The 6,808-nt window shown below is 69.7% G+C and carries 9 protein-coding genes; 3 read left to right on the plus strand and 6 right to left on the minus strand.

Annotated elements, in window-relative coordinates; genetic code table 11:
- Positions 1 to 44: 44 nt before the first annotated feature.
- Positions 45 to 1,721, plus strand: coding sequence for a gamma-glutamyltransferase family protein (locus ACQUQF_RS24425; RefSeq protein WP_435182034.1), 1,677 nt, complete (start codon positions 45 to 47; stop codon positions 1,719 to 1,721).
- A 42-nt stretch (positions 1,722 to 1,763) separates the two neighbouring features.
- Here the strand turns inward: ACQUQF_RS24425 and ACQUQF_RS24430 are convergent, their stop codons facing one another.
- From ACQUQF_RS24430 to ACQUQF_RS24445, 4 genes are all read right to left on the minus strand, one after another.
- Positions 1,764 to 1,952 carry a hypothetical protein gene (locus ACQUQF_RS24430; RefSeq protein WP_435182035.1) on the minus strand — a complete coding sequence of 63 codons (189 nt, stop codon included), beginning with the start codon at positions 1,950 to 1,952 and terminating at the stop codon, positions 1,764 to 1,766.
- A 121-nt stretch (positions 1,953 to 2,073) separates the two neighbouring features.
- Positions 2,074 to 2,436: a DUF7344 domain-containing protein gene (locus ACQUQF_RS24435; RefSeq protein WP_435182037.1), complete on the minus strand. Its 363-nt coding sequence runs from the start codon at positions 2,434 to 2,436 to the stop codon at positions 2,074 to 2,076.
- Between the two features lie 198 nt (positions 2,437 to 2,634).
- Complete coding sequence (gene sufB / locus ACQUQF_RS24440) at positions 2,635 to 4,059, minus strand: Fe-S cluster assembly protein SufB (RefSeq protein ID WP_435182038.1); 1,425 nt, start codon at positions 4,057 to 4,059, stop codon at positions 2,635 to 2,637.
- 101 nt (positions 4,060 to 4,160) lie between these two features.
- Complete coding sequence (locus ACQUQF_RS24445) at positions 4,161 to 4,403, minus strand: Sec-independent protein translocase subunit TatA/TatB (protein ID WP_435182039.1); 243 nt, start codon at positions 4,401 to 4,403, stop codon at positions 4,161 to 4,163.
- A gap of 151 nt (positions 4,404 to 4,554) precedes the next feature.
- Here ACQUQF_RS24445 and ACQUQF_RS24450 point away from each other — a divergent pair, with 151 nt between their 5' ends.
- Entirely contained in the window at positions 4,555 to 4,995 is a 441-nt protein-coding gene (locus ACQUQF_RS24450; RefSeq protein ID WP_435182040.1) for a hypothetical protein, read from the plus strand.
- A gap of 22 nt (positions 4,996 to 5,017) precedes the next feature.
- Positions 5,018 to 5,776: a CPBP family intramembrane glutamic endopeptidase gene (locus ACQUQF_RS24455; protein WP_435182041.1), complete on the plus strand. Its 759-nt coding sequence runs from the start codon at positions 5,018 to 5,020 to the stop codon at positions 5,774 to 5,776.
- Between the two features lie 55 nt (positions 5,777 to 5,831).
- Here ACQUQF_RS24455 and ACQUQF_RS24460 read toward each other — a convergent pair whose 3' ends face one another.
- Both ACQUQF_RS24460 and ACQUQF_RS24465 read right to left on the minus strand, forming a co-directional pair.
- Entirely contained in the window at positions 5,832 to 6,125 is a 294-nt protein-coding gene (locus ACQUQF_RS24460; RefSeq protein WP_435182042.1) for a hypothetical protein, read from the minus strand.
- 45 nt (positions 6,126 to 6,170) lie between these two features.
- The coding region (locus ACQUQF_RS24465) for a transcription initiation factor IIB (RefSeq protein ID WP_435182043.1) at positions 6,171 to 6,808 on the minus strand (638 nt) is incomplete at its 5' end.

The following is a 6,808-nucleotide window of genomic DNA, read 5'->3' on the forward strand; positions in this document are numbered from 1 at the left end:
CCCCTTCCCGGTCGCTTTTGAGCCCCGGTGCGCAACTCCCTCGCATGACCGACCCCGACCCGGACCGATTCGAGTCCCGACGCTCGACAGTGTACGCGCCGAACGGCCTGGTCGCGACCAGCCAGCCGCTCGCGGCCGAGGCGGGCGTCCAGTTGCTCCGCGAGGGCGGCAACGCCTTCGACGCCGCGGTGGCGACCGCCGCGGCGCTCAACGTGGTGGAGCCGACCAGCACCGGCCTCGGCGGCGACGTGTTCGCGCTCTACCGGACCGCCGACGGCGAGGTGGGCGCGATGCGCTCCTGCGGCGGCGCGCCGGCCGAGGCGACCGTCGAGAACGTCCGCGAAGCGCTCGACGACGACCCGAACGCCGGCGACTACTACCCCGAGTCGCGGGGCTACGCCACCGACTCGCCCGAGGAGGCGGGGATGCCGTTCCTCGGCCCCCACGCGGTCACGGTGCCGGGCACGGCCCGCGGGTGGGAGGCAACCGTGCGGGAACTGGGGAATCTCTCCCTGGCCGACGCGCTCGGACCGGCCATCGAGTACGCGACCGAGGGCTACCCGGTCTCGGAGATCATCGCCGGCCACTGGACCGGCGCCGAGGAGCTGTTCACCGACGAGCACGCCCGCGAGGCGTACCTCAAGGACGGCGGCGCGCCCGAGGTGGGCGAGACGATGCGCCTGCCCCGGCTGGGCGAGTCGATGCGGAAAATCGCCGAGGAGGGCGCGGACGTGGTGTACGAGGGCGAGATCGCCGAGCAGATCGCCGACGAGATTCAGTCGAAGGGCGGATTCATGACGGTCGAGGATCTCGCCGGCTTCGAGCCGGAGTTCCTCGACCCGGTGTCGACCACCTACAACGGCGCCGAGATATACGAGCTCCCGCCGAACAACCAGGGGCTCGTCGCGCTCGAAGCCCTGAACATCGCCGAGGAGATCGGCGCGGGCGACCACCCGCTCGACTCGCCCGAGCGCATCCACTACTTCGCCGAGGCGATGAAGCGGGCGTTCCACGACGGCCACCGCTACATCACCGACCCCGAGTACGAGGAGATCCCGCCGCTGGGCTCGAAGGAGTGGGCCCGCGAGCGGGCCGAGGGCATCGGCGAGACCGCCGACAGCGACGTCTCGTTCGGCGTGCCCGACTCGCACGCCGAGGACGCCGATACCGTCCTCCTGACGGTCGCCGACGGCGAGGGGAACCTGGTCTCGTTCATCAACTCCCGGTTCGCGGGCTTCGGCTCCGGACTCGTGGCGGGCGACACCGGCATCGCGCTCCAGAACCGCGGGGCCTCCTTCTCGCTCGACCCCGACCACCCCAACAGCCTCGAACCCGGCAAGCGCCCGTTCCACACCCTGATCCCCGGACTCGCGCGGTTCGACGAGGGCGATTGGGCCGCGTTCGGCGTGATGGGCGGGTACATGCAGCCCCAGGGCCACGTCCAGGTGATCTCGAACGTCGTGGACTACGACCTGCCGCTGCAGGCCGCGCTCGACCGTCCGCGGTGGCGCTACCGCGAGTCGGGCGAGCTCGCGGTCGAGGGCCGGCTCGACGGCGCGATCCAGTCGAAGCTCGCCCGGAGGGGCCACGACGTCCGGGTGCTCCCGCCGGTGATGTTCGGCGGCGCCCAGATCACCCGGGTCGAGGGGCTGGACGGCGACGACCCGGTCATCTCGGGCGCGACCGAGCCCCGGAAGGACGGCAACGCGACGGGGTACTGACGGGTCGCGCCGCGAACTCGCAGTCGAAAAGAGACGGCCGCCTCACTCCCCGTTCCCGTCCTCGTCGCCGTCGATGGTGATCTCGGTCGGTTCGCTCGCGGCGTCCTGCCACTCGCCGCCCCCGCCGTCCCCCCGCGAGCCGAGGGCGTATCCCAGTGCGAACGACAGCGCCAGCAGCGCGAGCGTTCCGAGCGGCGACCGACCGCCGGCTGACCGGGTCTGTTGGTCCATGTCTGGCCCGACGGGCGAGAGTGACTTTGCGGTTGCGGCGCCGAGTCGACCGACCCGGCGTCCGTGTACCGAGCGCTCCGACCGAATCGGTTCGTCCGTCGCCTCGCTCTGCCGCGACGGCTCACCCCTCGTGGCGCCTGATCTTGTCGAGGAAGCCGGTGAGCGGCGGCCCGATGGCGATGTCGGTCACCTTCCCCTCCTCGTCGTCGTAGACGATGACCCCCATCTCCTGGAGCTTCGGCAGGTGGGTGTGGTGGAGCGCGGTGGCGATCTGGGTGCGCTTCATCATCGACACCCTGTCGGGCGGCTGCTGGAACTCCCGGCCCGCGACCTGGTCGGTGAGCCCCTCGAGCGTGACGGGGGCGGGCATCCCGTCGAGGCAGGCGAGGGCGTGGCGCCGATAGCGGTCGCTGAGGAGGCTCAGCGCGTCGTCCATGCCGAGTGACCCGCCGCGGTCGTCACCCCCGGCGGAGTCGCCGGTCATACGCGACAATTCCCCTTCTCGCTTAAACGGCTATCGCATTGCGTCTCGGGGAGCTACCGGCACCTTTCGCCGCTATCGGCCGGGAATTCGCGCAGTACTCCGCCACGATCGGACCGAGAGGAACGACACACCGGAAACGAAGGTGCGGGAATCACCGCGGAAGAACCGCGAACCGAGACCGACCGAGGAGCGTCGGGATTACCCGAGGCTGCCTTCCATCTCGAGTTCGATGAGGCGGTTGAGTTCGACGGCGTACTCGATGGGCAGTTCCTCGGTGATGGGTTCGATGAACCCCGAGACGATCATCTGCTTGGCGTCGTCGTCGTCGAGCCCCCGGCTCTGGAGGTAGAAGACGTCCTCGTCGCCGATCTTGCCGACGGTCGCCTCGTGGGCGACGTCGACGGTGCTCTCGTCGATCTCCATGTACGGCATGGTGTCGGACGTCGACTCGTTGTCGAACATCAGCGCGTCGCACTCCACGCTGGTGCTGGAGTCCTCGGCGCCCTCGGAGATGTGGACGAGGCCGCGGTAGTTGGTGCGGCCCCCGTCCTTCGAGATCGACTTGGACTCGATGGTCGAATTCGTACGCGGGGCGTTGTGGTAGACCTTCGCGCCGGTGTCGATGTCCTGGCCCTCGCCCGCGAACGCGATACTGATGTGGTTGGCGGAGGCGCCGCGACCCTTCAGGATCGAGGAGGGGTAGAGCATGGTGGCCTTCGAGCCCATGCTGCCCGACACCCACTCCATCCGGCCGCCCTTCTCGACGATGGCGCGCTTGGTGTTGAGGTTGAAGGTGTTCTTCGACCAGTTCTGCACCGTCGAGTACTGGACGTGGGCGTCCTCGCCGACGAACACCTCGACGCCCCCGCTGTGGAGGTTGTGGGTGCCGTACTTGGGCGCCGAACAGCCCTCGATGTAGTGGACCTCTGAGCCCTCCTCGGCGATGATGAGAGTGTGCTCGAACTGGCCCATGCCCTCGGAGTTCATCCGGAAGTACGCCTGGACGGGCATCTCGACCGTGACGTCCTCGGGGACGTACACGAAGCTCCCGCCCGACCAGACCGCGCCGTGGAGCGCCGCGAACTTGTTGTCGCTCGGGGGCACGCAGGAGGTCATGAAGTGCTCCTTCACGAGGTCCTCGTGTTCCCGGACGGCCTCGTCCATGTTGCAGAACACGACGCCCTTCTCCTCCCACTGCTCCTGCATGTTCTGGTAGACGACCTCCGACTCGTACTGGGCACCGACGCCGGAGAGGGCCTTGCGCTCGGCCTCCGGGATGCCCAGCTTCTCGAAGGTGTCCTGGATGTCCTCCGGGAGGTCGTCCCAGCTGTCGGCGCCCTCGCGCTTGTCGACGTCGGGGCGGATGTAGGGGACGATCTCCTCGACGTCGAGTTCGGAGAGGTCCGGCTGGGCGGGCCAGTCGGTCGGCATCGGCATCTCCTGCCAGTGCTCCAGCGCGCGCAGCCGGCGCTCGAGCATCCAGTCGGGCTCGTCCTTGTCCTCGCTGATGAGTCGGACGACCTCCTCGGTCAGCCCCTTGTCCGACCGGAGCGCCGCGCTCTCTTCCTTCTTGAACTCGAAACGCTCCTCGGTGTTGGTCTCCTGAAGCTCTTCGCTACTCATGTACTTCGAGTTGGTACCGAAGCCTCTTAACCTCGGGGTAGGCTGGGGGTCCGAAGAAACCGAAAGTGGTTACGAGAGCCGCGAGAAGTCGCCGATCCGCGTTACGCTTCGGAGGTCTCGGTCTTCGTCTCGACGCCGGCGTCGGTCTCGGTGCCGACGTCCGGGTCGGCCGCGCTCTGCAGTTCCTCTTCGATCTCCTGGCGGCCCTTCTTGAACTCGCCCATGGCCTCGCCGGTCGATCGGGCGAGCTTCGGGATCTTGTTCGCGCCGAACAGCAGGACGGCGATGAGGAGGATCACCATCATCTCCATCCCGCCCGGCACGGGTCCGAACAGTGGAATCATCTTTGCTCTACCAGCACCGATAGCCCCGTCACTTGTAGGCTTTTCCCCCGGAAACGGGGGTCCTATAGGTTTTTTCAACTGCCTCGACCGGCGACTCCGACCCCGCTGCAGACGCCGTGGTGATTTAACCCCTCGCGTCGAACCCTCGCGCGTGACAGACCCGTCAGAGCCGGAGACGACGGCCGCCGCCCGCGAGTGCGTCCTCGGCTCCCACCGCGAGACGGTCGCGACCGTCCTCCGGTGCGCCGACGCGGTGGCCGAGTCGTGGGACGGGGAGTCGACCGCCGACCCGGCCGCGGTCGCCGACCCGCTCCGGGCCGAACTCGAGGCCGCGGGCGCCTGGCAGCGCCTGCCCGATGTGCTCGCAGACGCCGTCGACGCGACCGGCGAGTCGCTCCCCGCCCCGCCGGTCGCGGCCCCGCCGTACGTCGCCGCCACGAGCCGCGGCCCGGTGCTGCGGGCGACCCTCTCGGCGGGGCGGCTCGTCGTCCTGCTCCGGGCGTTCGAGGTCGAGCGCGCCCCGGATCGTCCGCCCCGATACCGCCGGGGTCCCGAGGCGCCGGTCGACGCGGTCCGTGCGACCTTCAAGTAGCTGCGCCCCGTCTCTCGACCGGATGAGTCGAGTACGATTCGGCGGTCGGGCCCGGTCCGCCTCGCCGGGCCGGACCCTCTTCGCGGCGGCGGCGCTCGGTCTCGGCGGATACGCGTTCGCGGTGCTGGTCGTCGGACTGGCGTCGGTGGCACTGCTGGCGGCCGGCGTTCCCCTGACGGAGCGGCCGGCGCTGCTGCTCGCGCTCTCGGTCGTGATGGGTCAGGGCGTGGCGTTCGGGACGTTCGCGCTGGGGTACCTGGTCTACACCGGCCGGGGGTCGGGCTTCGTCGGGGTCCGGGTCCCGACGCTCCGGGACGTCGGGTGGTCGGTCGGCGGCACGGTCGCGCTGTTCGTCGGCCTCGTCGCCCTCTCGGCGCTGTTCTCCGCGTTCGGCGTCCAGTCGGCGTCGAACGCCGTCGAGCAGTTCGGCGAGCGGGACCCCCGGGTCTTCCTGCTGCTGGTGCCGCTGTCGTTCCTGTTCATCGGTCCGGGCGAGGAACTCCTCTACCGCGGCGTCGTCCAGGGCCGGCTCCGCGAGGCGTTCGGCCCCTGGGTCGCCATCGCCGCGTCGAGCTTCGTCTTCGCGGTCGTCCACGTCTTCTCGCTGCAGGGCGCGGGAAAACTCGCGTACCTGGCGGTGCTGCTCGTGCTCTCGCCGGTGCTGGGCGCGGCCTACGAGCGGACCGGCAACCTGGTCGTCCCGTCGCTCATCCACGGGGCGTTCAACGCGGTCCAGTTCTACGTCGCCTACCTGGGCGCGACCGGGGGCCTCCCCTCCTGACCGCCCGCGGTCGGTTCGGTCCGGCGCGACGCGGCCCGCCGGTCGCGCCGCTCGCCTACTCTGCCCCGCCGGCCCACCGCACCACCCGGAAGCGGTCGTAGCCGCCGTAGGCGAGTTCCAGGGCGCCCATCCACCAGTTCCACCGCTCCGGGAGCGCGAGGTCGTCGGGCGCGTCCCGGAGGTTCTCGACGACGACCGCGACCGTCAGCTCCCGGTCCACGTCGCTCTCGAACTGTCCGCAGTCGGCCAGGTCCCGCGCCTGTCGCGCGACGACCCGCCGCGTCCCGGCGTCGCCGCCGAACTCCTCGCCCAGTCGTCGCTCGAATCGCTGCCCGAGTTCCATTTCCATTGTCGTCTCCGCCACGGGTTGGATCGCGACGTCCACTACGGTCTCTCAGTTGTAAAGTCCGATGGCCTTGATCTGCTCCTGATACCGGTTTCGAATCGTCACCTCGGTGACCTGGGCGACGTCGGCGACCTCGCGCTGGGTCTTCTTCTCGTTGCAGAGCAGCGACGCCGCGTAGATCGCCGCCGCCGCGTACCCCGTGGGCGACTTGCCCGAGAGCAGGCCCTTCTCGGCGGTCACGTCGATGATCTCGTTGGCCTTGCTCTCGACCTCCTCGGTCAGGTCGAGTTCGGAGCAGAACCGCGGGACGTACTTCTTCGGGTCGACCGGCTCCATCCCGAGGCCGAGCTCCTGGGAGACGTACCGGTAGGTCCGACCGATCTCCTTGCGGTCGACCCGGGCCACCTCCGAGACCTCCTCCAGCGACCGCGGGATGCCCTCCTTCCGGCAGGCCGCGTAGAGCGCGCTGGTGGCGACGCCCTCGATGGACCGGCCCCGGATGAGGTCCTCCTTGAGCGCCCGCCGGTAGATGACCGAGGCCACCTCCTGGACCGACCGCGGGACGCCGAGCGCCGACGCCATCCGGTTGAGCTCGCTGAGCGCGAACTGGAGGTTGCGCTCGCCCGCGTCCTTGGTGCGGATGCGCTCCTGCCACTTGCGCAGGCGGTGCATCTGGCTGCGCTTCT

This window comes from Halorussus sp. AFM4, from assembly GCF_051194995.1.
Classification (GTDB): Archaea; Halobacteriota; Halobacteria; order Halobacteriales; family Haladaptataceae; genus Halorussus.

Excerpts from the sequence above, each read along its gene's own strand:
- ACQUQF_RS24425 (WP_435182034.1), top strand. The coding sequence starts at position 45 with ATGACCGACCCCGACCCGGACCGATTCGAGTCCCGACGCTCGACAGTG.
- ACQUQF_RS24430 (WP_435182035.1), bottom strand. The coding sequence starts at position 1,952 with ATGGACCAACAGACCCGGTCAGCCGGCGGTCGGTCGCCGCTCGGAACG.
- ACQUQF_RS24435 (WP_435182037.1), bottom strand. The coding sequence starts at position 2,436 with ATGACCGGCGACTCCGCCGGGGGTGACGACCGCGGCGGGTCACTCGGC.
- sufB (WP_435182038.1), bottom strand. The coding sequence starts at position 4,059 with ATGAGTAGCGAAGAGCTTCAGGAGACCAACACCGAGGAGCGTTTCGAG.
- ACQUQF_RS24445 (WP_435182039.1), bottom strand. The coding sequence starts at position 4,403 with ATGATTCCACTGTTCGGACCCGTGCCGGGCGGGATGGAGATGATGGTG.
- ACQUQF_RS24455 (WP_435182041.1), top strand. The coding sequence starts at position 5,018 with ATGAGTCGAGTACGATTCGGCGGTCGGGCCCGGTCCGCCTCGCCGGGC.
- ACQUQF_RS24460 (WP_435182042.1), bottom strand. The coding sequence starts at position 6,125 with ATGGAAATGGAACTCGGGCAGCGATTCGAGCGACGACTGGGCGAGGAG.